Origin of the sequence: Pedobacter sp. (assembly GCF_045627485.1) — a bacterium.
Taxonomy (GTDB): Bacteria; Bacteroidota; Bacteroidia; order Sphingobacteriales; family Sphingobacteriaceae; genus Pedobacter.
Window position 1 is genome coordinate 1 of the sequence record NZ_JAZQNU010000133.1, and the last position, 26,739, is coordinate 26,739.

Sequence of the window (26,739 nt, forward strand, 5' to 3'; positions counted from 1 at the left end):
ACCCTCGTATTGTTTCAAGGCCTGGATCAAGATGTTCACCGACTGGATGTCAAGGTGATTGGTAGGCTCATCGAGAATCAGAAAGTTTGAATCTGTGGTTAATGATTTCGCTAAAGCCACACGTGATTTCTCACCTCCGGATAATACACGGATTTTCTTGAACACATCATCACCAGTAAACAGAAAGCACCCAAGGATTGAGCGTAATTCTGTATCGGTATGTTTTGGTGCAAAAGCCTGCAGCTCTTCCAGGATACTGTTACCCAAGTGTAAAGACTCCAACTGGTGCTGTGCAAAGAAAGTAGTAGTTACGTTATGCCCGGTTTCACAGGTTCCATCAAAGCTTTCAACACCGGCAACAATACGCAATAAGGTAGATTTACCTTTACCATTGGCACCAATTAAAGCAATTTTGTCGCCTTTTTCGATTACGGCCTCGGCATTTTCCAGGATCTCTACATTCGGATAGCTCTTGTAGGCATTTTCAATGCGCACCACGTGGCGGCCCGAAGGTTTGGTAAATTTAAAGCTGAAGTTTACGGTTGGGTTATCATCGTCAACATCTTCCACACGCTCCATTTTATCCAGGGCTTTCATGCGCGATTGTGCCATTTTCGCCTTACTGGCTTTGGCACGGAAACGTTCAATCAGTCGTTCTTCCTGTTTAATTTTTGCCTGTTGATTTTTAAATTCTCCTTTTTGGATCTCTCCGCGTAATGATTTCTCTTCTACGTAAAAACTGTAGTTACCAGCATAAGCAGTAAGTTTCCCTTTTCTCGATTCTACGATGCGGTTAACCACCTTGTCTAGGAAGTACCTATCGTGAGATACGATCACAATGGCACCCTCAAAACTCATCAGGTAATTTTCCAGCCATTTAATGGAGGGTAAATCCATGTGGTTGGTAGGCTCATCCAGTAACAGGATATCCGGGGTTTGTAATAGAATTTTGGCCAGCATTACACGCATTCTCCAACCTCCGGAGAAGGTATCTAATGGGCGTTTCTGATCCTCTGTGCTGAAACCAAGACCTGCGAGGATCTCATTAGCACGGTATTCAATATTGTAACCATCTAAGGCTTCGAATTCTTGTTGTTTGTCGCTTAGTTTATTAAGAACATCTTCAGAATAGTCAGTTTCTAGTTTCTTTAGTAACTCTTCTATTTCATCGTGTAATTGATTCTGACGCTCAAAGGCTTCCATGGCCACATGTAAAATGGGATGGTGAGAATCGTAAGAAAGAAGATCCTGGTTTAAGTAACCAATTTTAAGATCTTTAGACATGGAGATCGAACCAGAAGAGGGTGCATATTCTCCGACAATTATTTTTAACAGGGTGGATTTTCCAGTTCCATTGGCCCCGATCAGGCCAACTCTGTCACCAGGTTTTATATGCCAGTTTGCTTCATCATATAAAGCTCTGGAGCCTATAAGGAAAGTTAAGTCGTTTATTGAAATCATGTGGCTGCAAAAATACGCTTTTTAGCTGCATTTTTTTGTTGAACGAAGGTAAGAAAAGGAGTATTTATCTTAAAAGTTTATTCAAGTACTTTGTGAACGGTTAAATGCTTCCTATCTTCGCCAAATGTATCGCTTAATTAAACCTATTTTTTTCCAGTTTGACCCTGAAAACGTCCATCACTTTGTGGTGCAGCGGTTAAAATGGTTTAACGATTATTTCCCATTTGGAAAAACCATTCTAAGGAGCAGTTTTGGTGTACATATCAAAGGATTGGAACGTGAGGTTTTCGGTATCAAGTTTAAAAACCCTGTAGGTTTAGCGGCAGGGTTCGATAAAAATGGTGAATACATAGAGGCATTAAGTAACCTTGGTTTCGGGTTTATTGAGGTAGGAACTGTTACCCCGTTGCCTCAACCAGGTAACGATAAACCGAGAATGTTTCGTTTGCAGGACGATAAAGCCCTGATAAACCGGATGGGTTTTAACAATAAAGGCGTTGATACCCTTGCCGAAAGATTGCGAATCCTGAAACAGAAAGATCCGACTTTAGTGGTTGGTGGTAATATCGGAAAGAATAAAAATACCCCAAATGAAGAGGCTGTAAACGACTATATTAAGTGTTTTGACCGTCTGTTTGATGTGGTAGATTATTTTGTGGTCAATGTAAGTTCACCAAATACACCAGGTTTAAGAGAACTGCAGGAAAAAGAACCATTAACATTACTGTTAAAAACATTGCAGGACCGAAATCATAAAAACGGTATCAGCAGACCTATCCTGTTAAAGATAGCACCGGATTTAACTAACGAGCAGCTTAATGATATTGTGGATATTGTGCAAACCACAGGCATTGCCGGAATTATTGCTACAAATACAACGATTGACAGGGATGGTTTGTATACACCAGAGAAGATTAGTAAGGAAGCGGGTGGTTTAAGTGGTAAACCCCTGGCTAAACGCTCTACGGAAGTGATCAGGTATTTATCTGAACGTTCTAAAGGATCTTTTCCAATAATAGGCGTTGGTGGAATTCATTCGGCAGAAGATGCCAAAGAGAAATTGGCTGCAGGCGCTTCCCTGGTTCAAATTTATACCGGCTTTATTTATGAAGGGCCGGGGATTATTAAAAATATTTGTAAGGGTTTACTATCCTAATTGTTCTATTATAAAGTACATCATTATTAGTTTCGAGCCAATGGCGATGATCTATTAAAAGAAATTTAAAAGGGTCACTTCAATACGAAGTGACCCTTTTAAAGTTAATATCCCTCGTTTTGTACGAGGCTTTCATTCGCATCAGTTTCACGTTGTGGTATTGGAAGCACTAACCTTGGTGAGTTCCAGGCGATATTGCCAATATTCGTTTGGGTTCTTTTTGCATCATGTAAAGCGAAACCCTCAAAAGCCAATTCTCTTCGGCGTTCCTGCAGAATATCGGCCAGGGAAGCAGAGGTGGTTGTTAAGCCTGCCCTGTTTCGAACCATCTGCAAATCTTCCAGAGGTGTTACGCCACCAATTGGTGCTGCGGGGGCCAGGCGAACATTGCATTCAGCCCTGATCAGGTACATTTCTGCAAGCCTGATGATGGATACGTTTCCATATTGATTGGCAAATTTACTGGTAAACAGATCTCCGTCATCATAAAAGCTTTGTCTGCGCTGGTCGTTGGCGGTGTAATTTGCGTTAATCCAAGCCTGGGAGATGGCGGCGTCACCGCGTCCACCATAGGTAGAGGAGCCATAGAACTCATTGAAGCCATTAAAGCCAGTTAAGTTGGTTACCTGCATGGCAAAAATATCTTCAACGGTATTGCCACCGGGCTGGGCTGGACTACCGGCCGCTGGTACGGTAGGGAAAGCCTGCAGGTAAGTCCTGGCTAGTGTATAGTTGCCGGATTTGATTACCCTGTCGGCAGCCCGCGCAGCTTCGGCATAATTTCCCATTTGCAGGTATATTCTTGCTAACATGGCTGCTGCGGCATATTTGGTGGCAAAGAATCCATTGGTTTCAGGAAGATCGGCTTCCGCTTCAGTCAGGTCTGTAATGGCTTGCTGGTAGGCTTGTTGTACTGTTCCGCGGCCTACAAAATTGTCCTTCGTTACTGAAGTGGTGGGTGTTAGCACGATTGGAACACCGAGATTTACGGACGGATCGCCATCGTTATACGCTTTTCCAAATAACCTCACCAGGTCAAAGTATGCCGAACCCCTGATGAATTTCGCTTCTCCCTGAATGCGGTTACGTTTGGCTTCGTCTACTTTATCAATCGCGCTGAGTACGTTGTTCACATCATTAATGGTGCTGTAGCCATCTCTCCAGATGTTACTGACAAAACCGTTGGTTTTCAGGATCGACTTGTTTATAGTCTGGGTTAGCTCTTCGTAAGTTCCACTCCATTCAATAGCGTTGGTATTGGCAAGGAAATCGGCTATTAAAAATGGGCGACCGCCATAGAAATTGGCGCCACCAAGGTCGGCATAGGAGCCAATCAGCGCTACTTCCACGTCTTTAGAAGTAATCAGTGCCTCACCCTGTTCGATGGTGTCAACAGGTTCGATGTCAAGCGGCTTTTTACAGGCGGCCAGTGTAATCAGGAGCAGGGAAATAAATAGGATATGATATATATTTTTCATCTTGTTTAGTTTAGGGTTAAAGGCCAATGTTAATACCAAAAGAGATTACCCGGGCTTGAGGTGCGGAATAAAAATCTACACCCTGGTTGATGTTTGTACTTTGAAAATCTGCATTTACTTCAGGATCCCAGCCATCGTACCCCGTAATCGTGAGCAAGTTTTGGCCAGTAGCAAAGATTCGCAGTTTGCTTAACTTCAATTTGTTTAATGCCGATGAGGGCAGGTTGTATCCTAATGTTAATGTCTTTAAACGAATGTAGGATCCATCTGATAAATACCTGGTAGAGGTGCCTACCCCGTTGCCATAACCCAATCGAGGTTCCGGCACATCGGTAATTTGTCCGGGTCTGTCCCAATAATTGATCTGATCAGCAGTCTGGTTATCATATCCGTTTGATCCATTGGCACTCATATAAGTTCCGCCACTGTTGAAGATTTTGTTGCCTTCCACGCCCTGGAAGAAGATGCCCAGGTCGAAGTTTTTAAAGGAAAGATTGTTGTTGAGGCCAAAAATATATCTAGGATTAGGGTTGCCGGCAAAGATTCTTTCCACCTCGTTGATGTTATTGGTAGTGCCGCGGTTAGCGCTGCCATCGGCCTGCGGTGTATTTAAGTAATATAAAGCATCGCCATTGGCTGGATCAACTCCTGCATATTCAGGCATGTAAAATACCCCGATAGGCTGGCCTTCAATGGCGGCGTTAATCTCATTGCTATTTAACACCTGGCCACCCAAATCAGTGATTTTATTTTTATTGAATGCACCTGTAAAGGTGGTGTTCCATTTCAATGCACCCGTGAGGTTTTCGGTAGTGATGGCCAATTCAAAACCTGTATTGGTCAGTTCACCTAAGTTCTGGGTAATAATCGAGAAACCAGTAGTATGTGGAACCGGGGTATCCAATAGCAAGTCGGAGGTTTTTTTCTGGTAGTAGTCAAAGGATCCGGAGATGCGGTTAGTAAAAATACCAAAGTCCAGACCCAGGTCAAGCTGAGTGGTTTTTTCCCAGGTTAAATCTGGATTGGCTATTTGCAAGGGGCGCTGCCCAGGCAAACCTCCGTAGGCACCAGTACCGTTGAAGAGGCCACGGGCAGAATAATTTCCGATTTCTGCATTTCCGGTTAAACCATAACTCGCTCTAAGTTTTAACAGACTTACGGTCTCACTGCTATTTAGAAAGTTTTCTTCAGATAAAATCCAGCCTACAGAACCTGCGGGGAAGATTCCGTAGCGGTGGTTACTACCAAATCGGGAGGAACCATCGGCCCTGGCACTGAAGCTTAAAAGATAGCGTTCGTTGTACCGGTAGTTTGCGCGGAAGAAGTAGGATAAGAAACTATAGGCATTTTCATTACTGGTGGCCACCACTTTTGTTGCCGCACTTCCCAGTTTTTTATAAGCATCACTAGGAAAGTCAGAACCTTCAATGGTGCTGTATTTTGTGGTTACTTTTTGATAACTGGTTCCCAACACCGCATCAAAAACACTTTTTTCGCCTAAAGTGGCGTTATAGCTCAGGAAGTTGTTGGTATTGGAATTGATAACATAGGTGGAAACATTTTCACCATAACCATTAGCTGTTCCTGTGTTTCTAAAAGTTAAAGAGCCGTAATAAGCCTCTTCATTTTGATTCAGGTTGTCTATGGAGAAGTCGCTGGTAAATTTCAGCCCCCTTGCCAGGTTTACATTGGCAAATGCTTTACCGATTGTTCTGTACACGGTTGCTTTATAAAAGGCATTATCGATGCTCAGAAATGGATTGTAATAAAGGGGGAAGTTAGATGCCTCGCCGGGCAAACTTCCACTTATTAAACCAGTTCTAGGATCAATGAAAGGAGTAATGGGCGAAATGGCCACAGCTTGCAAAGGGGTGGAGAAGGCGTTATCATTTGACAAGCGGTTGTTTATACTGTTGGCAAAGTTGAGGTTCATGCCTACCTCTATAAAACTATTGGCCTGGTGGGTAAGGTTTAACCGGCCGCTGTAGCGTTTATAACTATTTCCAACCAAAATCCCGTCCTGGTCCAAGAGCTGCCCGCCCATATAAAACTTGGTTTTTTCACTTCCCCCGGTAAGGTTCAGGTCATATTGTTGGGTAAGGGGATTTTCCTGGAAAGCCGCGGCTTCCCAGTTTGAATTGACCCGAAAGGTTTGGTAATCATCGTTGCCTGCAGAATACCTTCTTAACCGGTTCTCCACAATGGAGCTGTAATCATCAAGCGCTTCCTCCAGCGTTTCGTAATCGCCGAACAGGAAGTCCTGATTGGCAGCACCCTGGCCTGCCCGACGCATCAGTTGTACGTATTGTTCAGCATTTAGGAACTCCCTGTGGCGGGTAGGGGAGTTTATGCCTGCCAGTACATTGAAGTTAATGGTGGTTTTCCCTGATTTACCTTGTTTGGTGGTGATCAGGACCACACCATTAGATGCCCTGGCGCCGTAAATGGCCGAAGCCGATGCATCCTTTAACACCTCAATAGACTCGATATCATTGGTGTTAATATCTGCAAGTGGGTTTGTGGGTGCCGAGGTGCTGGATAAACTGTTGGACACAATAGGAATTCCATCAACAACATATAAAGGTTCAGTGCCCGCGGTTACCGATGCGGCACCCCTTACCCGAACGGTAATACCCTGGCCAAGTTTCCCATTCTGTGAAGCAATCATGACGCCGCTGGCTTTCCCTTGCAGGGCAGATTCAAAACTAGTAACTGGCAGGTTTTCCAATTCATCAGACTTTACCTGCGCTACCGCTCCGGTTACGTTTCGTCGAACCTGGGTGCCATAACCAACAACAACCACTTCTGATAAATCCTGGTTGTCTTCTTCTAAAACCACGTTAATGGTGGAGGTTGTTATTGGTACTTCCTGGGTTTTAAAAGAAATGTAGCTAAAAATTAAAGTTTGTGCACTTTGTGGGATGGTGATTTGATAGTTTCCGCTGGCATTGGTCTGTGTGGCGCTGGAATTGGGTCCTTTTGCCACAACGCTTACCCCAGAAATGGGATTTCCGTCTGTTGAGGTGACTTTTCCGCTAATTACCCTGGTTTGACCATAGGCAATTGTCATTATACCCAGAGATATAATGAAAAAAATGAGTACTTTTTTCATCAAATAGTCGAATTAAGTGATTGGTTTGGTTGATTTTAATCCAAATTAATCAAAAATTACGACAACTTTTAGTTGTATGACGAAAATACAGACGGTAAAATGTTATTTTTTAGGGATTTATTTGTTTTAAACACTTTAAATGGTATATTTTTTTAAAAATGTGTAGGTGTGAAGGGGATGTTTATACAAGTTGGTGGTTTATGCATTAACTTCCTTGCGCTGATTGTTTGTATTATTGTATTGTTCGGGATGTTTTGGGCCATAATAGGTGCCAGTATTATTTCGGAAACAGACTAATATCATCTTATATTAATTACCTATATAAATAATTATGATATCTAACAAAAATATTGAGTTCGATGACCTTTTTTATAAGGTAGCCACAAACAACTTTTCCCTTGAGTATTTGAAAAAGGTGGAATTATTTTATCCTAAATTTTCAGGAAGTGATAATTTTAACGAGATCAAATATAAATGTGAAAATCTATTGAGTGCAATTTATTTCATGAATACCATGGATGAAAAATCGCTTCAGATAGACTTAGATCTCCTTCAAAGCTCCAGTCCATATTTAAATGATTATTCGGTTATTCTTAGAGCAATAAAGACGAGCGAAGAATTGGGAAGAACAATGGAGGTAGTACCATATGCGAATTTTTTTTTGGAAGATAAACACGATAACTGGTCATGTAAACTTCCTTTGCTCTTCTGGTATACCAAAGTCAATCCAAATGGCGAAAGTGGCTCTTTTAGTGCGTTTGAATTACTTTTGTCCAGCATAGAAGAAAGAATGGGTGTAAAAGTTGACAATTCACTTTCTTTTGTTGATCGTGTTGAATATTTATATAAAGAATTTCGAAGAGGTAGTGAAGACTTACATAACTTTAAAGTAGCCTATGCCAAGGCTCCGGCAGAACAAAAGGATACGCTCTTAAGCGATTATTTGACGACTGAAAAAGTGGGATTCTATAGAGATCAAGTAATTAAGACTTATCAGAAGAAAAATTCAATATTTTAATGTATTCCCACTATTTAGAATTGTTAAAAATAAGCTCCTGATTTCTTTTGTATTCTCGGTAAAAGCGGTAAGTTTGCGTAATCTTTAATCAGTCTAAATAAGTGTGCCTGTATTTTCTAAGAGTTTCAGCGATTTCTTCTTTAAAATCGCCCTCGTACTGAGCCTAATTTTTTCTTTCTTAGCTATGCCAAATGTTGGATATTCCCAACAGAACGACGTTACCTTAAAAGGAAATGTTAATGATAACACTCAGAGAGGCGTGGATTCTCTGGTGGTTATTGCTAAAGGCGTAAAGACTTTTACCACATATACTGATGCTAAGGGTAAATTCAATTTTGGTCTTGTTCCACAAGGAAACTATCAAATTACGATATCCCATATTAACTTTAAGAATTACCATAGTTCGATTTACCTAAATACAGATAAACATTTAAACATTAATCTGGAAAGTACCAATAGGGTGCTGAATGAAGTCTATATTACTGCTTCAGAAGCTCGGGGATTAACCAGTACATCGGTTATTGACCGCAAGGCGATGCAACATTTACAACCTTCCAGTTTTACCGATTTGTTAGAGCTGTTGCCGGGTGGTCGCTCCGTAGATCCTAACCTAACGGGGATGAACCAAATCAGGTTAAGGGAGGCTAGAAATTCCAATGGTAGTGCAGTACAAAATAGTGATTACGACATTAGTTCTTTAGGTACCGCTTTTTTAATTGATGGGGCACCTATTAATACGTCTGCTAATTTGCAGAACTCGAGTGTTTTTACGCAAACGGATCCAAATTACTATAGGAATTCTGTAAATAAAGGAGTAGACATGCGCTCTTTGTCGACCGATCAAATAGAGAGGGTAGAAGTTGTAAGGGGCATTCCATCGGTGGAATATGGTGATTTAACCAGTGGCTTAATTAAAGTTATTCGTAAAAAAGGGGCGTCTCCGTATTCCTTTAGAATCAAGACTGATGGTTTCAGTAAGCTTTATTCAGTAAGTAAAGGATTTACCATTCCAGAGAAAAACTTAATGGTGAATGCGGATCTGGATTTTCTGAACTCTAAGGCAGACCCAACAAGTAATTTTGAAAACTACAAAAGAATCAATGCTTCTTTACGTGCGGAAAAATATTGGGATAATAGCGTTCGCAAGTTAACCTGGAATACCGCATTTGATTATGGAACTAACGTTGATAACCAACGTACCGACCCTGATAATGGTTATGCCTTAACGGATTCTTACAAATCGACATTCAATAGTTACGCTTTATCAAATACCTTAAGGGGTGATTTTCACGCAAAAAATTCCTTTTTTAAATCTTTTGAAATCGCCACCAGATTCTCGTACCAAAAAGATCGTATAGAATCTGTAAAATGGGTGCAAGCCAGGTCGGTAACCGTATTATTTAATTCTTTGGAAGCAGGTGCACATGATGCCTCATACCTAACACCTAGTTATGCGTCGGAATTGCTTGTTGATGGGCAACCTTTGAATGCATTTATAAAAGGAAAAGTAAATTTGGGTTTCAACATTGCAGCGTTTAGGCATAAGGTAGTATTAGGTTTTGAAACTAATTATAGTAAAAACCTTGGCGATGGGCAAATTTACGATCTCGACTATCCACCAACCGCAACGATTAGCATCAGACCCAGGGCATATCATGATATTCCTGGAATGCTGAACCAAGCTTTTTTTGCAGAGGATTTGATCATCTTAAAAGCGAACAAACATGTGTTTGACCTGGCTCTTGGTTTAAGGGGCATGAGTTTTTTAGGTATGAACCAACAATATACCATTGCAAATAAATTTTATTTAGACCCACGCGCAAACTTAAAATGGACCCTTCCTGAAATATCGGTGGGCGATGACCAATTGGTGATGAGCTTCGGTGCAGGTTACGGTTTACACACCAAGATGCCAACTTTACATCAGCTTTATCCTGAAAAGGACTATCAGGATATCGTGCAATTAAATTACTACCACAACAATCCTGAATTTAGAAAAGCGAATGTGATTACTTACATCACGGATAGAACAAATTTTGATCTAATGCCAGCTGTGAACAAGAAGTTTGAACTGAATACCGATGTTGAATTAAATGGCAATAGGCTTACCCTGACTTATTTTAATGAAAGACTTAATGATGGTTTCAGAAGCACTACTTATGCTCAGCGATTAGATCACAAAAAATATGACAACAGTTCTGTGGATGCGGCCACGTTAGCTTCGGCACCTTCTATAGGCGATTTTGATTATACAGATGCCAGTCAATTCTATTCTTATTCCACAACTACAAACGGCAGTACCTTAAATAAGGAAGGGGTAGAAATGCAGTTTTCTTCACCTCGTTTACCTGGAATCAATACCCGTTTCAGATTAGATGGAGCATGGTTTAAATCTACATATATCAATACCTTTCCCTTTTATAAACCTATCACAGCCACTGCTGTGACTGATGGAAAAGTGCTTCAGTATATTGGGTATTATAATGACACCGATGGCTATAATCTTCAGCAATTAAATACTAACCTTACTATTGACAGTTACTTGCCTAAACTTGGTTTAATCTTATCGACCTCTTTACAAAATCTCTGGTTTAGCAGTAAGCAAAACGATTTTAAATCGGGAACCCCAGTTTCTTATATTGGCATTGATGGTATAGAAAAACCCTATACCGAAAAAAGTGCCATAGATCCCAACCTTAACCACCTTAAATATTCTTATGCGCCTTCCTTATTTAGGAAAGTAACGGTGCCTATTGATTTGCAGGTGAATTTTAAAGCAACAAAAGAATTTAAGAAAAAAGCATCCATTTCCATGTTTGTGAACAGGCTTTTTACGTACACACCTGACTATACCACCAATGGGGTAACTGTAGTTAGACAAGGTTTTAATAGCCCTTATTTCGGAATAGAATTAAATGTAACACTATAATCAAAAACCAAAACATAACAAATGAAACCATTAAAACTTACAGTCCTTTGCCTTAGCTTATTTTGCGTGCTTTTTTTTAGTGCATGTAAGAAAAACGAACTATTAACAACAAAACAAACGGAGGTTACGATTGCTTTTACTGACCCCAAAGACATTTCCAATGTTATTTTATCTAATACACAAATTGTATTTAAAGAGATCAATAGTGGCACTACAACCAGCTTCAAAGTAGAAACTGGTAAATCCTTAAATATTCAATTACCTGAAGGATCATACGATGTGAGTTTAGATGGAGATATTGATTATGTTGATGGAACCGAAAAACTTAAAGATAAAGTTAGTGGCTATAAACAAGGTTTGCTATTGAGTGGATCCAGTGCCAATTTTACCCTGCCATTGTTTATTTCTCATGCGAAAGCAGATTTCGTTATTAAGGAAGTGTTTTTCACGGGTACAGTTACGCCAGAATCTAAAGCCTATAATGGTGATAAGTATTTCATCATTTACAATAACTCCAATGAAACATTATATGCTGATGGATTGGTTATTGCTGAGGCTGCATTTTTATCTATTACAAAAAGAGAATATACGCCAGATGTAATGTCGGAGGCTTTTTCTGCAGGTTCCTTAATGCTGATACCAGGTGATGGTAAAAATTACCCTGTGTTACCTGGTAAGCAAATCGTTGTTGCAAACAATGCTATTAACCACCTGGAATATAATGTGAACTCATTAGACTTGAGTAATGCAGATTTTGAAATTCCATTGCTTGCTAGCATCAATGTGGATAATCCGCAAGTTACCGATTTAATAGGCATTACTTCTTCGATGACGATGCACAACCGTGGTTTCAAAAGTTATGTATTGGCTCGTCTGGCAAAAGATCAAACTGTTGATGGCTTTAAAAAAGATAACTTCTACACCTATGGATATGTAAATGCAGCAGGAAATATTTCAAATTCTACAGCCTACAAAATTCCAAATACACAGATTATTGATGCTGTTAACTTATCGATCCCTTCTGGTTATCAGTGGATTCTTACGGATCCTTCTTTAGATAAAGGATATAGCTACTGCGGAAAAGTTGATCAGGATGCTTCCCGTTATGGCAAAAGTGTTCGCCGTAAAGTTAGTGCCACTGTTGACGGCCGCGATATTTTAAAAGATACCAACAACTCTACCTTAGATTTTGAAGCAGAATCGAAGCCTTCTCTAATGAAATAATTAATGCAATTGCAAAAAATAATATTATCATTAGTATTTCTGGGTATAGGCCAAACCTATGCCCAGGATACTACTTTTAGGCAAGGCCGTTTGAAGGAGCAGTTTTCGCCAGTTACAGCCATTTCTGATGAAGTCTACAGCAACCCTGCTTTAAGGCCTTATCAACGGAACCTAGGCTTTTCTCTTTTATCGGCTACTTATGCCGATGAAAACCAAGATCTTTACCTGCAGCAAAAAGGCAGCGGTGAAAAAGGGTATAGTATCAATTCTGAGACTTATATTAAGCAGCGCCCAGACCTTACTTTATGGGGAAAGGCTTATTATAAAAATAATAAAATCAAAGCGGTAAAGTTTAACGAATCTTCCGACTTTGACATGATTTATCCTTATGTGATGGCGGATACTGTAGGTGGTGACATGAATTCAGAGACTTATTTCTTTGAAGGTGGACTAGCAAAAAAAGCAGGTGCATATATATTGGGTCTGGATGCCGGTTATCGGGGTGTACAGGCTTTTAGAGATGTAGATCCGAGGCCATTAAACATTAGTTCTGAGATTAATCTCAACCTTTCTATATCTCGGCAAATCAACTCCGATTATGCATTAGCTTTCGACTTGAAAGGTCAAAAATATACACAAAAGAATGAACTGGAGTTTGTAAGTGAACTCGGTTCTCCATTGATTTATCACGATGCTGGTTTAGGTGTCTACAATATGCTATTGGCTGGCGAAAGAGACAAAGCTTATTATAATGGTAAAAATTATGCTGCCGAATTTTCACTGGCGCCAGTAACACAAAAGGGGCTGTTTGCACAAATAGGTTATCAAAAATTTATGCTCGACAAAGTATTGTACGGCATTGCTTATCCGATTTCGGCAATTGATGAGTATACGTATCGGGCAAGTTTCGGTTACCTCAACAAGAATAAGGATCAACAATTCATAATCAGGATGGAAGCTTCTACCGCAACCCGCAATGGTACTGAAGCTAAATTTAACAATAAAGATGTAGAGACTTCTGTTCAGAAAATATCTGAAGACATCAGGTTCGTCAATGACAATTTAACCTTAAAATTGCATACTGTGTATGGTAAAACAACCGGCAACTTCGATTGGTTTATCGGTGCTGATGGCCGATTTTTAACAAATAACCAGCAATATGTTGATCCCACGCGATATTTGGATTATAGTTACCTGCAAATTGGATTAAATTTAACCGGTGTTAAATATGTGAAAAACAGTGCTTATAGTGCAAGGTTTGATGTGCAGAAAACTGAAATGCTAGAGCGTAATTTTTATTGGAATAGCATCAACACCCAAACTGCCCTCTACACTATGCTAAACAGCAATTTTACCTATCTTAGCGCCTCGAGTATGACCTATGCCGGTTACTTAAAAGCCGATTTTCCTTTGTCTGAAAAATTGGCCTGTTATGTTAAGGCAGAAGGTAATTATACCACTACAATTAATAGGAAATACTTTGGCATCACGGCCGGGTTTTCATTTTAAAGGATAAACATGAAAAGAATTTTTAGTATTTCAGCTGTTCTCGCTGTGTTTGTTATTAGTACAGCTTTTGTAGATGAAATCGACCTACTTGCCTTACGTAAACAATATGAAAAGCCTATCGCACAATGGCCAAAACCGACAATCGATGAGGGTATAGATTTCCAGGAATTTAAATCCTTGGCTAAAGTTGATTCCAGCTACTTTACAACCATGGCACAGCCTAAAGTTAAACTGGGTAAGTTGTTGTTTTTTGATCCCTTGTTATCCAGTTCGAGTCAGGTATCCTGCAGCAGTTGTCACGATCCTCAAATGTCTTTTGGAGATAAACGCTCCGTATCATTGGGTACTGATCATCTTACAGGTTCCAGAAACACGCCTAGCTTATTAAATGTGGCAAAAAGAAAGTCGTTATTTTGGGATGGCAGGGCTGGGACTTTACAAGAGCAGGCCATAATCCCTTTGGCTACACCACATGAAATGGCGATGGACACTAAGCTATTGGGTGAGAAATTAGGTAAAATTAAAGCCTATGTAGCGTTATTTAAAGATGCCTATGGCACCGAAACTATTACGATTGAAAATATTACAGATGCTTTGGCAAAGTTTCAGGAAACGTTAGTTAGCCGGAGGAGTCGTTTTGATCGTTTCCTTGACGGGGAATATAAAGCGCTGACAGATCAGGAAATTCACGGCATGCACTTGTTTAGAACAAAGGCACGTTGTATGAACTGTCACAACGGAGAATTCTTAACCGACGAGAGTTTCCATAACATTGGTCTTACTTATTATAAACGTAAGTATAATGATTTAGGTAGATACGAGGTTACAAAAGATCCGAAAGATGTTGGGAAGTTTAAAACTCCTTCACTGAGAGATGTGATGAATAACAATCCATGGATGCACAACGGCCTTTTTGATAACATTACAGGGGTAGTGAACCTTTATAACAGCGGTATGCATATGATTGACCCAACGCCTGAGCAAAAGGCTAAAGATCCTTTGTATCCACAGACAGACCCAATTTTACAGAAACTAAACCTTAGTCGTGACGAGATTCAGGCTGTTGTGGCTTTCATGAATGCCATAACTGCTACTCAATATAAAATGCCGAGACCAGAATTGGTTAGAGATAAAAAATAAGCTTTAATTTATTTATAAAGCCCTCAATAGTGATGAACTTTTGAGGGCTTTTTTGTGCCTTACGTTTTGATCCTATTTAACTTGTGAAAGCACATAGTGGATAAAAAAAAAGACCGCATCATCATGATGCGGTCTCTAAAATGTTTTTAACAGTGCTTATGACTGAGCAGAAAGCTTAGCCAAAATTGCGTTGTTGATAGCTAACTGATCTGTAGTAGATTGTCTTGAACGGCTTCCCAATTCAAGGTTTGTAGCTAATTTCAACGTTTTAACTTCTTGACGTGAAGTATTTTTATTTTTTCTGTCTTTTCTTTTTAATCTGGTAACTGCCATGGTCTTATACCTTTGTTTTTTTAATTTATAATAAATCTGGAGGTCGAGAGCGGATTCGAACCGCTGTACGAGGTTTTGCAGACCTCTGCCTAGCCACTCGGCCACTCGACCCTATTGGATTCAGGACTGCAAAAATAGCAATTATAAGTTATTATGCAATTTATTAAATAATATTTCTGCTTATCTCTGAACAAAAGATGCCCGCAGAGATGGCAACATTCAGAGACTCAGCCTTTCCAATACGAGGAATGGTGACTGGATGCTGAATAAAATTTATTACATCTCCACTAATTCCTTGTCCTTCATTACCTAGAATGAGTAAACCTTCGGCCCCAAAATTCGTTTGATAAATACTTTTTCCTTCTAATAGCGCGCCGTATATGGGCACTTTTACCTTCGGAAGCACTTCCATCAGATTCTCATAATAAATATTTACGCGGGGTAGCGAGCCCATGGTAGCTTGTATAGTTTTAGGGTTATAGCAATCGGCTGTGTTTAAAGAGCAGATGATATTTTTAAAGCCGAACCAATCTGCAGTTCTGATGATCGTACCCAGGTTGCCCGGATCCTGTACACCATCTAACATTAGAGAGAAGCAATTTTTCAATAATTCTGGGTTGAATGGTGTCGCTTTGGGCTGTCTTACCAGGGCAAGTATCCCTTGTGGCGCCTGTAAAGTACTAATCTTATCTAATTCGGCGTTGTTTACTTCAAATAACTTTATATTTGAAGCTAAAGTTGGTAGTAAAGATTTATATTCGGCCAAATAATAGATGCTATGTAGCTGGTAGTTAGAAGGAATAAACTCTAATATAGATTTAATCCCTTCTATGATAAAAATCCCATTTTCTTTACGGTACTTTTTTTGATGTAATGATTTTATAAAACTTATTTGTGATTTTGAAAGCATACCCTGATTATAAAAAGAAGACCCTTTTTCCTGCAATATTACTATTTATTATTCTTTTTGTTGCTTCCTGTTCATCCACTAAGTATATCGAAAATTACCAGTCCGTTGTAAAAAAGGTAGAAATAGACAGCGTGCCAGATCAATTTAAGGAAGAAGTACGCAATTATGTTCAGAAGGATATTCGCCCTGCACCTAAACTTGGAATAAATGTAGGATTATATAATCTTTTTTATGGATTGTTTAAAATTAAATCAATTGGAAATCCAGCGCCAATATTAGATAGCACACTTGTTGATATTTCAAGGGTACAGATTGAGAAATTCCTTCAAAGCAAGGGCTATTTTAATGCCAAGGTTAAATCTGATATTAAAGTAGAAAAACAACGGGCATCAATATTATTCAGTGCCACACCAGGTCCGGCATTTTATGTAAATCAATTAACTTTTGATGTCAAGGATTCCGTTTTAAAAGAGATTTATTTTAGAACTAAACCTTCTTACTCTCATATTCATGTAGGCATGCAATATGACGATGATTCTTTAGCCTATGAACGCGATAAACTTTATGAGGTAGCTAAGCAAAACGGGTACTATGATTTTGTTAGGCCATATATTAAATATGTGGTGGATTCTAACCTGAATGACAGTAAAGCCAATATTGCACTTATAGTAGATAACCCTGAAGACAAATTATTTCATCCACGTTACACCATCGGGGAGACTAATATTATTATCGCCCCAAATTCTGATGGTTTCCCCGATTCTATCCCTTTAAACCCTCGGGTTATCAGGCAAATAAGGTATACCGATATGGCTAAACGTTTTCGCAGGAACCCAATTGTGCGTTACGACTTCATTAAAGCGGGGGAGTTTTATAACAGTACTATGGAAGACATTACCTATAGCCGCCTGTATGAACTCAATGTATTCAAAAACGTAAAAATTGATTACCAAAAAGCAAAAGACAGCTCATTGGTGGTAGATCCTATCATTAGGCTCATTCCTCAAAAAAAAATGAGCAATCGGATAGAAGGTGAAATTCCTTTTAATGCTGGTACAGTAGGTTTTACACTGAGTAATACTTATACCAATAATAACTTGTTCAGGGGGGCAGAGCGATTTGAGTTCCAGATAAAAGGGGGATTACAATCCCGGCTCGGACAAGGGGGCTCGTTGTTCAGTGATGTTTATCAGCGTGATTTCTCCGTGAGTGCTAACCTCGCTGTTCCACGTTTGATATTACCCTTTGATATCCCCATGATGGGTAAAAATGGGATGCCTTTTACTACCTTCTCTACAAGTTATGTATATGCATTACAAAAGGATTTTTTTGTGCGCCGGGTGTTCCTGAATTCGGTTACTTACGATTGGTTTGAAACAAGATCAAAACTACACTCATTTACGCCTTTAAATTTTGAGTATAGGTTTGGGGGGTTATTGTTGGTAACTGATGGGCCAGATTCTGTACAAAATGAAATTAATAAAGAGCTGATCAAGAATAACGAGTATAATTTATTATTACTTGGTCGTAAAGATATTACGCTTGGTATTAAATATACATATACGCTAAATCAGAATAAACTATTAAGCCCGGGAAGCTTTATTTATTTCCGTGGGAATATAGATATGGCAGGAAACCTGCTTGACGGTATCACCCGTTTGTTGGGCAAGCATAAGAATACAGCGGATGGAAGTCCGGCAACCGTGTTGGGCTTGCCTTACAATCAATACATCAGGCCAGAGGTTGATGTACGGTGGTATAAAAGCCTGGGCCAGGATAAACAGTTTGTGGCCAGGCTAAACGCAGGAGTAGGATATGCTTATGGTAATTCTGATGCAATGCCCTTTGAGAAATTATTTTTTGCAGGTGGATCCAGTGGCGTAAGGGCATGGCAGGCAAGAACACTTGGTCCGGGTAATTATAACCGAGGTGTACGTTTAACTTCAGAAGAAACAAGAAGAACATTCTTTGGTTTAGATCAGCTAGGCCAGATGCATATTGAGACTAACCTTGAATACCGTTATAAATTGCTCAATAATTTTTTAGGTGCTAAACTAAAAGGAGCTGTTTTTTTAGATGCAGGAAATGTGTGGAACATATCGCGAGGAAACCCCTTCCCAGAAACTTATTTCGACTTTAAAAAGGTATTAAACCAAATTGGTGTTGGAACAGGAGTTGGTTTGCGTTATGATGTAGAGTATTTTGTATTCCGCTTTGATATCGGCTTAAAATTAAAAGATCCACAGTTCGTGGGATCTGACCAATGGGTGATCCGTAAGTTTTTAAGTGGAGCCGAGCAATTTAAAGCGGATTATAAGGTTACCCATAGTCCGGAGTCATATCGTTTTGTGCAGTACAATTTTGGGATCGGACTGCCTTTCTAAAACATCATTTTTAGGGTATCGAACAGGGTTTCAAATAATGTACCCAGGTCTAATCCATTGCTGTGGTTAAAATAAACAAACACTGCAAGAATGATAATTGCAATGATGATGAGTTTACGAAACAGGAAAGCAACAACAATAACCAATAGCGGAAATAAAATCAAGGCAATGGCATTGATTACATAAGGTGTGAGGGTGCCGTCTTTTTTATGAACAAAAATTAGTTTACTGTGTGTGCCCTTGTCGTTTAGGTGTTTGATGTAAACGAAGGTGGATCTTTCCAGCTGCAAAGGTAATATAGCTACCCCATCGTTAAACTTCAGCGTTTGTTTGAAACCGCTTACACTAAAAGTGTAGGTGCCATTAATGTGTTCCAGAGGGGTTTCTGCAGAATCGACGGCAATTACAGCCAGCTTGCTGTTTTTTAATAAACTTTCTTTAATAATGAAATTGTTGATTTCGGACTGTTGTGCATATCCAGCACCAGTAATAAAAAGCAGGAAACAGATTACGCTTAAAAGCTTCATTCGATAGATCGTTTATTATAAATTAGATAGCCCAAATGTAATAAAATGCCGTTTCTTTTTATTGGATCGTCATATAAATTATAACTTAGGCTAATTGGACCAATTGGGGTATGATAAACTAAACCGGCAGTAGCGGCATACCGCCAATGCTTGAAAGCCTTGGTTTCGTGCACTTGTTGAAAACCCTGCTGGTTGATTTGTTTATAGGGTAAAAAGGAATAAGCTTCGACCCTTAGGTCGAAATTCTGGCGGAGATTGTATACGTTTTTTACACCTGCGGCCACGTAGCTAGCAGCGCGAAAGTTTTGCAGGAACAAGGAGTGGCTGTCTGGCAGAGGGTAAAATACAGGGGCTACAAGTAAGGTAGAATAATAATTAGAGAACATGGGTAGGTTAGATACCACTATTTCTGCCAGGTAACCGAGTGAATAAGGACCTATATGTAAGAAGTAATTTTCGTCGGCTAACTTTACGTTCAACCACTCCCGATTATGATTTTCTTCTTTAATTTCCTGATCGCCAATCGCATTGTTTCTTGAGATATTACCAGGCTGATATTGCTCTTTTCCCCTGAAATAGTTTAAGCCGATGTGGGATTTTCGACCGCGATTAGCATACTGCTTGCGATTAAGTGTATATTTTTCGACAGCTAAAGTACTTCGGAATCCTTTGAAGGTAGTACGGTCAAGCACATCACCGGCAGTAAAGGTGTTGGTGGGACTGTAATGGTCAGTATTAAACAAGTAGGCTCCACCTCCGGTGACCTTAATTCCTCCATTTATAGGAATGCCTAACTTCAGTTCTACCTTGCTGTCTACCTGTTCAATATACGTGGGGTGAAGATTTTCGATATAGATTGAACTCGTGCTATAATAGTTGAAATGGTTGAAGGTCATTTCTGTTTGTAAAAAAACGGGGATTCGGGTAGGAAAGTCAATTCTTGCTGAAAAATCTGCCGCTTCGTAAAATCTGCCGGAGTAAACGTTAATACCAAATGTGTAGGCATTTCTAACCAGGTAACTGTATTGAAGTCCAAGGTATACATTGCTGATTGGGCGGGTTGATATGTTGCCGCCAAAATCTATCTTAATGCTTTTTTTAGGCCTGGCGATAATTTCAAACACGTAGTTATCCTCTATGGGATTGTAAGTTATTTTAGGATATATCGTTTCAAAAGTTTCATCAGCTACCAGTTTATAGTATCCTTCTTTTATATCATTTAAGTCAAATAAAGCTTTATTTTTAATAAACAGGCGCTCTATATATTTTTTTTGAGCGGCATTTACGCCGGTTACAACAACAGATTTGAATACCAGGTCTGGCTTTTTATTGTTAAACTCGTTTCTTTTTAGCCTCAGTTCTGTAGTTGTTGTGCGGTTGCGGACATTTTTTTTAATTTTATCCATATTCGCCATCGTGGCATCATAGCCTTCTTTGATCAGCATTTCAACAGGCGTGAAATTTGCCGAGCTCAAGCCTTTTAAGTCGGGTTTGATATACACGCCATCGTCACCAATGAGGGTAGAATCCGATCTTGATAAAAACATTTGAAGGATAAAACGATTCATCTTGCGGTCGTCGTTATCATCGGGAAAAACGTCGGAAGTTTTTGAAGAGACATTCACACCTATAATGTAGTTTGGATTAAATTCCTCTCTCATCACATCAACAGGGAAATTATTGTACAGTCCACCATCAAACACGTACTTGTCGTCTAATTTAATAGGGCGATATACAAATGGAACAGTTAAAGTTCCCCTCACCGCATCTGCCAGACTTCCCTTTTTTACAGTGATCGCCTTGTGGTCGAGCACATCTGACACCATGCATCTGTAGGGAACAAAAAGATTGTTAAAGTTGTCTTTAGCAATGGCTGATGCCTGTGAGAATAGCTGTATCAGGGCGAAATTTAAAGGAACATCATTCACCAGGTTCGAGCGTAAGTTTAGCCTCATACTGGTGTCGGTGGTCAGTTTAGCACTGAGCATAGATGCATTGATATTGTTTTTTTGAAAGAAAAAGCTGTATTCACTGCTAAAGCGACCCCTTACCCATGATTGGAATTCACTGCTGTTTGCTATCTCTTCCATTTGTGCCGGTGAGTAGCCTGCTGCATACATGGCCCCGATTACGCCCCCCATAGAAGTGCCTGTAATATAGTCGATCGGAATGTTGTTTTCTTCCAGTGCTTTCAGTGCCCCAATGTGGGCAAGCCCTTTAGCACCACCACCACTCAATACCAGTCCAACCCGTTGGGTGTATCCGGGTAAAGTGTTGATAAAGAGTGCAAATAGAAGCAAGTGTTTAACGGGAATCACATATTAAAAATAGGACTTTTATTTTTAATTCAGATGATGTCTCTAGTTTAAATTGTAAATACTGTACGTTAACAAGGTTGCGAAACTAACCCATAAAATATAAGGAATAAACAGCATGCCAGCTGTTTTGTCAATTTTGTAAAATACACGTGCATTAATGATCACGGCAACGAGTAAAGCGACGATTTCAATGACAGAGGCCCCAAGTTTGTGGGCATAGAAGAATAGGAAAGACCAAAATAAATTAAGTACCAGCTGGATGAAGTAAATGGCTGCAGTGCGTGGTAGATGTGCAATCGTATCCCGCTTTTGCCAAACCAGGTATGCTGAGATCCCGATCATGATGTAAATGGCAGTCCACACCGGTCCAAATACCCAACTTGGTGGATTGAAACTTGGTTTAGCAAGCGTAAGGTACCAGGTTGAAACCGACTGCTGGGTAAAAAGGCTTCCGATTACTCCCATAAGCAAAGGGATAGCGAGGTTGATGATAAATGGGAAGAATTGGAACTTGGTTTTTGGTGTATGCATATCATTAAAGGTATTTCAAGGTTTGACAACAATCATGCCTTATAATAGGAAAACTTTTTAATTTACCTATGCCCATAATCCCCTAACTTATTTTATTTTTTTAAAAAGCTTAATGAACTTAAGTATAATAATTATATACTTGTAGAAAGAGAAGCTATTTATAACCAAAACACATCAAATGACTAAACTTAAAAATGTAATCAGCAGTTTTATTCTAGGCGTTGCCGTGATGCCTGTGTTTGCACAGACGTTGCAGCCTGGCTCCAACAAGGCGATTCTTCAAACCCCTCAAGGAAGCATTGTAGCGTTGCCGGGTTTCCTAACGGAGAAGTTAAAATATATTGATTACCAGAAAATTGTAATGCCTGGTCCTCAGTTTATTATATCTGATGACCCAGAATATGTGCGCTTGCCGGAAGCTATTGCCTTAAAGGAAGCTGTAGCGCCCGGAGCTGTACGTTTATATGTATATAATGTAAACGGCGTTAAAGAGCCTGTAAAAATGGACAGGAAGATTGTTGCCATGTTAAAGAATACGGGTAAAAAGCCAATGCATGTAAGGATGCTTAAATATTCATCGCAAAAGCCTAGTGGTAATTATTTTCAGATAGGGAAACAAGGTCTGGCCGATTATTTTGCTTCCAATGGTAGTGAGGAGATCCGGACAGTAGCGCCTGGAAAATACATCTCCATAGATGAGCAGTTGGATAAGAACATTGTTAAATATGACGAATTAGTGCATGGGTTTTATGAGTTTGTGATCGACCAGCCTGGAGAAGTGTCTATTATACAGGCGGATCCGAAAATGCCTTCCGTAGTTGCTGCGGAAAAAATTACGCACATCGTTCCCTTCGGTCATGCGAATGCAGGTAGAGGTATTTTTGGTGTAAGTAATTATAAGGTAGTAAACCACCAGCCGATTGATACTAAGGATGGTGTGGTGCAGTTAATGGTGGCTGACGGAGTTAAAGATCCCTGGGTTGAAGGCAAAGAAAGCCATAGTGGGAAAATATCTAAATTGGCTGGTAATTACGGCGTAATGTATGAAGTGGAGCTAAATTGGAAAAGTACAGATGGAAAAGGTTTGGCTATGGTAACCTGGAATTCCAGGTCTGCAGATAACCAGTGGTGTGGTGGTATGGCAGCCAGTATGGTGGTGAGTGAGGGTAAGTTTCCGGCAGGAATCATTCAATTGCCAAAGGATCAGTTGATTACTAAGAAAGCGCCTGAGGCTATTTTAATTCAGATCTTCAAGCCTTCTGGCGATGGAAAAGAACAAACTTTGAAGTTCACCTATTCACCTCCGGGCGCATCGTGTCTTCCAACGCCGTTGATTTTTATACCTGTGGACCTTAAATAATTTAATTCTTATAAAGTATCTTCTAGCAGGCGTTTTCGGACAAGTAAACATGCACCGATCACGCCTGCTTTTCTGCCTAATTTTGAAAACTTCAATTGTGTGTCTCTGCTGACAAGACTTAAGGAGTATTTGTTGATGGTGCTTAATATTGGCAGGCGAATATAATCCCCGGTTTCTGCAAGGCTACCGCCCATAATCACGAGCTCGGGGTTAAATATATTGATTAGCAAGGCAATTCCTCTGCCTAATTTTTCGCCAACCTGGGCAATCAGTTCTATAGATAATACATCGTCATTTTTTGCAGCTTGAATGATGTCATCCAGTATAATTTCATTGATATTTAATTTTTGTTGGCTAATCAGTGATGTTGATGATCCTTCCGCAACCTTTTGCTTGAATAGCCGGAGTAATGCTTGTCCTGATGCCTCCGTTTCCAGACAGCCCTTTTTTCCGCATTGACAGATAATTTCATTATTGAAAAGCGGGATGTGACCTAGCTCTCCTGCAAATCCTGATTTTCCATAGTATAGATGGCTATTGATCAATACACCCATGCCTAGGCCATAGTCGATATTTAAAAACAACACATCTTTCTCATCTCTCACCACTCCGGCGTTAAATTCACCGTAGGCCATGGCTCTTGAGTCATTTTCTAATTGGGCTCTAATTCCTAATTCTGCCTCCAGGAAGTTAGTGAGGGGCTCTTCATTGAAATTAAAAAAACTATAACTGTAGCCTGTAGCGTAATTAATACGGCCTGTTAAGTTAAGTCCTATGCCAAGTATTTTGTCTTTATTGACGCCGGCCGCACTCATAAATTGCTTGATCAGCTCACAAAGTTCAAGTAATGATTTCTTGTCATTGTTAAGGATGTAGGGGATGTTTTCTGATAAGCTAACCAGGTTTTTTTGAAGGTCTGCCAATCCTATGTTAATATAGGTGTGTTTTACATCAACGCCAAGAAAAAATGCTGAATTTGAAATCATACCGTAGATAAATGGTTTGCGGCCCCCGGTAGAATCAAGTTTTCCTAGTTCTTCTACGATTCCATCGTTCACTAATTCGGTGATTAAATTGGTTGCTTTAGGGGTGCTGACATTAAGCTCTTTGCAGAGTTCGGCAATGGTACAGTTGCCAGAATTGCATAAGTAGGAAATGATGTTTTTTTTAAGGCGAATGTTTTTATAAGCTACTCCGGATATATTTCCGTCGTTTAATTCTTCAAAGAAAGTCATATGCAATTTTTAGATATCGGCCTTATTATTTAAAATATTTAATAATAAAAGCAACTTCAAAGTTATTAATATTTTAAATCAATATAGTGATAATGTATTTAAATATGTATTTATGCTAATAAATAGTGGGTTACGACCCATATGAATATTTCCCGCTGCAAAACACTTAATAAAAAATAATAATAATTGATACCTAGTTATTAAATAATTAATTACTTTCGTTTTATAACATTTATTAAATGAAGTATTTCCTATTATTATTAACTCTGCTTTATACTTTGACCTCCTCCGGTCAATCTAAAATGAAACATAATAGTTCGTCGGTTGATCTTTTAATCGTTGGAGGTGGTGCTAGTGGTACTACAGCTGGCATTCAAGCGTCTCGAATGGGAATTAATACATTAATCGTAGAAGAAACTGCTTGGCTTGGTGGTATGTTGACCAGTGCCGGCGTTTCTGCCATTGATGGCAATCACCAGATGCCATCAGGAATCTGGGGTGAGTTTAGAGAGAAGATTTATAAATATTACGGAGGGCCCAAAGCTGTAGAAACAGGCTGGGTGAGCAATACACTTTTTGAGCCTTCGGTAGGGAACAGGCTTTTAAAAGAAATGGCAGTCCATGATCAGTTAAAAATCTGGTACAATTCGTCATGGTCGGACATAAAGCAAACCGACAATGGTTGGCAGGTTGAAGTGAACTATAATGGGAAACAACATATCGTTAACTGTAAAGTGTTGATCGATGCTACTGAGCTTGGGGATGTAATGGCTAAAGTTGGTGCAGGCTACCGTATTGGCATGGACAGCAGAAAACAAACCGGCGAAATCTACGCACCAGAAGAAGCAAATGATATCATTCAGGATTTGACATACGTGGCGGTTCTTAAAGATTATGGAAACAATGCAAACAAGACAATAAAGAAACCCGCGGGTTATGATCCGAAGGTTTTTGAGCATAGCTGTGATGTACAGGATCCGGCAGCTGAAGACGATACGCCGATTATTGATTGTACAAAAATGATTACCTATGGCAAGTTGCCAAATGGAAAATATATGATCAATTGGCCCAAGCATGGCAACGACATTTATTTAAATGTGATAGAAATGACTGCAAAAGAACGTATAGAAGCTTTAAAAGAAGCAAAGCTTCACACATTACGCTTCGTCTATTATTTGCAGACAGTAATGGGCTATAAAAATCTTGGCTTAGCAGATGACGAGTTTCCAACTGCGGATAAGCTGCCTATGATAGCTTACCACCGCGAGTCCCGGAGGTTGAAAGCAGCAGCGTATTTGACACTTCCATACGTATCGCAACCTTATAATCAGGATAAATCATATTACAGGACAGGAATTGCAGTTGGCGATTATACGATTGATCATCATCATTTAAAAAATCCAAATGCTCCAGCCATTGATTTTGTAAAGATCAAAGTACCTGCTTATAATGTACCATTAGGGTCTCTAGTGCCACAAGACACCAAAGGTTTTATTGTAGCTGAAAAAAGCATAGGGGTTTCAAACATTGTAGCAGGAGCTACACGGCTGCAGCCAGTGGTTTTAGGTATTGGCCAAGCGGCAGGTGCACTAGCGGCTGTCGCCATTAAAGATAATGTAGATCCGGGTGCGGTAAGCATTCGCAAAGTTCAAAAGGCACTGTTAAATGCCAAAGCATATCTTATGCCTTTTATTGATGTAAAGCCTGATGATGATTCTTTTGAAGCCATTCAGCGCATAGGGGCTACTGGCATTCTTAAAGGTACAGGAATTCCTTACAAGTGGGCCAACCAAATGTGGTTTTATCCGCATCATCCACTGAGTGAATATACATTCATTAATGGTCTAAAATCCTATTATCCGCAAGTGGGAGAATTGGCCGCATCGGGGAAAGATCTAAAACTTGATTTTTTTATGGATGTGATGGCTTTGCTGGATAAAAGTGTGACCAAGGCACAGGTTGAGGCTGATTTAACATCACTTCAGCAGCAGCATGGGAGGGTTAAAGGATTAAACATTCATCGCGGCGAACTTGCCGTTCTCATTGATAAATATCTTCGTCCATTTGATCTGGAAGTAGATTTTGATGGTCAATTCCCAATCAATTAACTAAAT

18 protein-coding genes and 1 tRNA gene are annotated in these 26,739 nt (G+C 39.7%); 9 read left to right on the plus strand and 10 right to left on the minus strand.

Annotation, left to right across the window (positions count from 1 at the left end; all coding sequences use genetic code 11):
* Positions 1-1,461, minus strand: a 1,461-nt coding sequence (locus ACR2F3_RS09990; RefSeq protein WP_432709834.1) for an ABC-F family ATP-binding cassette domain-containing protein, incomplete at its 3' end; no start/stop codon positions are given.
* A gap of 124 nt (positions 1,462-1,585) precedes the next feature.
* Between ACR2F3_RS09990 and ACR2F3_RS09995 the strand changes: the two genes are divergently transcribed.
* The gene (locus ACR2F3_RS09995; RefSeq protein ID WP_432709835.1) at positions 1,586-2,617 is read left to right on the plus strand and encodes a quinone-dependent dihydroorotate dehydrogenase; all 1,032 of its coding nucleotides are present in this window, start codon (positions 1,586-1,588) and stop codon (positions 2,615-2,617) included.
* A gap of 104 nt (positions 2,618-2,721) precedes the next feature.
* On the opposite strand, the gene ACR2F3_RS10000 is transcribed toward ACR2F3_RS09995, so the two are convergent.
* Positions 2,722-4,095, minus strand: coding sequence for a RagB/SusD family nutrient uptake outer membrane protein (locus tag ACR2F3_RS10000; RefSeq protein WP_432709836.1), 1,374 nt, complete (start codon positions 4,093-4,095; stop codon positions 2,722-2,724).
* Between the two features lie 16 nt (positions 4,096-4,111).
* The gene (locus tag ACR2F3_RS10005) at positions 4,112-7,207 is read right to left on the minus strand and encodes a SusC/RagA family TonB-linked outer membrane protein (protein ID WP_432709837.1); all 3,096 of its coding nucleotides are present in this window, start codon (positions 7,205-7,207) and stop codon (positions 4,112-4,114) included.
* Positions 7,208-7,538: 331 nt separating this feature from the next.
* On the opposite strand from ACR2F3_RS10005, the gene ACR2F3_RS10010 reads away from it, so the two are divergent.
* The 5 genes from ACR2F3_RS10010 to ACR2F3_RS10030 all read left to right on the plus strand — a co-directional run bounded on the left by ACR2F3_RS10010 (position 7,539) and on the right by ACR2F3_RS10030 (position 15,027).
* On the plus strand, positions 7,539-8,225 hold the full coding sequence (locus ACR2F3_RS10010) for a hypothetical protein (RefSeq protein ID WP_432709838.1): 687 nt from the start codon (positions 7,539-7,541) through the stop codon (positions 8,223-8,225).
* A 184-nt stretch (positions 8,226-8,409) separates the two neighbouring features.
* Positions 8,410-11,154, plus strand: a complete 2,745-nt coding sequence (locus ACR2F3_RS10015; RefSeq protein WP_432709839.1) for a TonB-dependent receptor — start codon at positions 8,410-8,412, stop codon at positions 11,152-11,154.
* Between the two features lie 21 nt (positions 11,155-11,175).
* A complete protein-coding gene (locus ACR2F3_RS10020) occupies positions 11,176-12,378 on the plus strand; it encodes a DUF4876 domain-containing protein (RefSeq protein ID WP_432709840.1) in 1,203 nt (400 codons plus the stop codon).
* 9 nt (positions 12,379-12,387) lie between these two features.
* Positions 12,388-13,887, plus strand: coding sequence for a DUF6850 family outer membrane beta-barrel protein (locus ACR2F3_RS10025; RefSeq protein ID WP_432709841.1), 1,500 nt, complete (start codon positions 12,388-12,390; stop codon positions 13,885-13,887).
* Between the two features lie 9 nt (positions 13,888-13,896).
* On the plus strand, positions 13,897-15,027 hold the full coding sequence (locus ACR2F3_RS10030; RefSeq protein WP_432709842.1) for a cytochrome-c peroxidase: 1,131 nt from the start codon (positions 13,897-13,899) through the stop codon (positions 15,025-15,027).
* A 156-nt stretch (positions 15,028-15,183) separates the two neighbouring features.
* Here ACR2F3_RS10030 and ACR2F3_RS10035 read toward each other — a convergent pair whose 3' ends face one another.
* The 3 genes from ACR2F3_RS10035 to ACR2F3_RS10045 form a co-directional block, all read right to left on the minus strand.
* The gene (locus ACR2F3_RS10035) at positions 15,184-15,360 is read right to left on the minus strand and encodes a spore protein (protein WP_432709843.1); all 177 of its coding nucleotides are present in this window, start codon (positions 15,358-15,360) and stop codon (positions 15,184-15,186) included.
* A gap of 37 nt (positions 15,361-15,397) precedes the next feature.
* A tRNA-Cys gene (locus ACR2F3_RS10040) sits at positions 15,398-15,471 on the minus strand.
* A gap of 52 nt (positions 15,472-15,523) precedes the next feature.
* Positions 15,524-16,270: a TrmH family RNA methyltransferase gene (locus tag ACR2F3_RS10045; protein WP_432709844.1), complete on the minus strand. Its 747-nt coding sequence runs from the start codon at positions 16,268-16,270 to the stop codon at positions 15,524-15,526.
* Between ACR2F3_RS10045 and ACR2F3_RS10050 the strand changes: the two genes are divergently transcribed.
* Positions 16,255-18,654 carry a BamA/TamA family outer membrane protein gene (locus tag ACR2F3_RS10050; protein WP_432709845.1) on the plus strand — a complete coding sequence of 800 codons (2,400 nt, stop codon included), beginning with the start codon at positions 16,255-16,257 and terminating at the stop codon, positions 18,652-18,654. The genes ACR2F3_RS10045 and ACR2F3_RS10050 overlap by 16 nt on opposite strands.
* Here the strand turns inward: ACR2F3_RS10050 and ACR2F3_RS10055 are convergent.
* From ACR2F3_RS10055 to ACR2F3_RS10065, 3 genes are read right to left on the minus strand one after another with little or no spacing between them, the layout of a single operon-like run.
* A complete protein-coding gene (locus tag ACR2F3_RS10055) occupies positions 18,651-19,181 on the minus strand; it encodes a hypothetical protein (protein WP_432709846.1) in 531 nt (176 codons plus the stop codon). The genes ACR2F3_RS10050 and ACR2F3_RS10055 overlap by 4 nt on opposite strands.
* Entirely contained in the window at positions 19,178-21,481 is a 2,304-nt protein-coding gene (locus ACR2F3_RS10060; RefSeq protein ID WP_432709847.1) for a patatin-like phospholipase family protein, read from the minus strand. The genes ACR2F3_RS10055 and ACR2F3_RS10060 overlap by 4 nt, the downstream gene beginning before the upstream one ends.
* Positions 21,482-21,541: 60 nt before the next feature.
* The gene (locus tag ACR2F3_RS10065) at positions 21,542-22,030 is read right to left on the minus strand and encodes a TspO/MBR family protein (RefSeq protein WP_432709848.1); all 489 of its coding nucleotides are present in this window, start codon (positions 22,028-22,030) and stop codon (positions 21,542-21,544) included.
* A gap of 178 nt (positions 22,031-22,208) precedes the next feature.
* Here ACR2F3_RS10065 and ACR2F3_RS10070 point away from each other — a divergent pair, with 178 nt between their 5' ends.
* On the plus strand, positions 22,209-23,390 hold the full coding sequence (locus tag ACR2F3_RS10070) for a copper amine oxidase (RefSeq protein ID WP_432709849.1): 1,182 nt from the start codon (positions 22,209-22,211) through the stop codon (positions 23,388-23,390).
* Positions 23,391-23,398: 8 nt separating this feature from the next.
* Here the strand turns inward: ACR2F3_RS10070 and ACR2F3_RS10075 are convergent, their stop codons facing one another.
* Positions 23,399-24,625, minus strand: coding sequence for an ROK family protein (locus ACR2F3_RS10075; RefSeq protein WP_432709850.1), 1,227 nt, complete (start codon positions 24,623-24,625; stop codon positions 23,399-23,401).
* A 302-nt stretch (positions 24,626-24,927) separates the two neighbouring features.
* On the opposite strand from ACR2F3_RS10075, the gene ACR2F3_RS10080 reads away from it, so the two are divergent.
* The gene (locus ACR2F3_RS10080) at positions 24,928-26,733 is read left to right on the plus strand and encodes an FAD-dependent oxidoreductase (RefSeq protein ID WP_432709851.1); all 1,806 of its coding nucleotides are present in this window, start codon (positions 24,928-24,930) and stop codon (positions 26,731-26,733) included.
* Positions 26,734-26,739 lie beyond the last annotated feature (6 nt).

Excerpts from the sequence above, each read along its gene's own strand:
- ACR2F3_RS09995 (WP_432709835.1), top strand. The coding sequence starts at position 1,586 with ATGTATCGCTTAATTAAACCTATTTTTTTCCAGTTTGACCCTGAAAAC.
- ACR2F3_RS10000 (WP_432709836.1), bottom strand. The coding sequence starts at position 4,095 with ATGAAAAATATATATCATATCCTATTTATTTCCCTGCTCCTGATTACA.
- ACR2F3_RS10005 (WP_432709837.1), bottom strand. The coding sequence starts at position 7,207 with ATGAAAAAAGTACTCATTTTTTTCATTATATCTCTGGGTATAATGACA.
- ACR2F3_RS10010 (WP_432709838.1), top strand. The coding sequence starts at position 7,539 with ATGATATCTAACAAAAATATTGAGTTCGATGACCTTTTTTATAAGGTA.
- ACR2F3_RS10015 (WP_432709839.1), top strand. The coding sequence starts at position 8,410 with ATGCCAAATGTTGGATATTCCCAACAGAACGACGTTACCTTAAAAGGA.
- ACR2F3_RS10020 (WP_432709840.1), top strand. The coding sequence starts at position 11,176 with ATGAAACCATTAAAACTTACAGTCCTTTGCCTTAGCTTATTTTGCGTG.
- ACR2F3_RS10030 (WP_432709842.1), top strand. The coding sequence starts at position 13,897 with ATGAAAAGAATTTTTAGTATTTCAGCTGTTCTCGCTGTGTTTGTTATT.
- ACR2F3_RS10035 (WP_432709843.1), bottom strand. The coding sequence starts at position 15,360 with ATGGCAGTTACCAGATTAAAAAGAAAAGACAGAAAAAATAAAAATACT.
- ACR2F3_RS10045 (WP_432709844.1), bottom strand. The coding sequence starts at position 16,270 with ATGCTTTCAAAATCACAAATAAGTTTTATAAAATCATTACATCAAAAA.
- ACR2F3_RS10055 (WP_432709846.1), bottom strand. The coding sequence starts at position 19,181 with ATGAAGCTTTTAAGCGTAATCTGTTTCCTGCTTTTTATTACTGGTGCT.
- ACR2F3_RS10065 (WP_432709848.1), bottom strand. The coding sequence starts at position 22,030 with ATGCATACACCAAAAACCAAGTTCCAATTCTTCCCATTTATCATCAAC.
- ACR2F3_RS10070 (WP_432709849.1), top strand. The coding sequence starts at position 22,209 with ATGACTAAACTTAAAAATGTAATCAGCAGTTTTATTCTAGGCGTTGCC.
- ACR2F3_RS10075 (WP_432709850.1), bottom strand. The coding sequence starts at position 24,625 with ATGACTTTCTTTGAAGAATTAAACGACGGAAATATATCCGGAGTAGCT.
- ACR2F3_RS10080 (WP_432709851.1), top strand. The coding sequence starts at position 24,928 with ATGAAACATAATAGTTCGTCGGTTGATCTTTTAATCGTTGGAGGTGGT.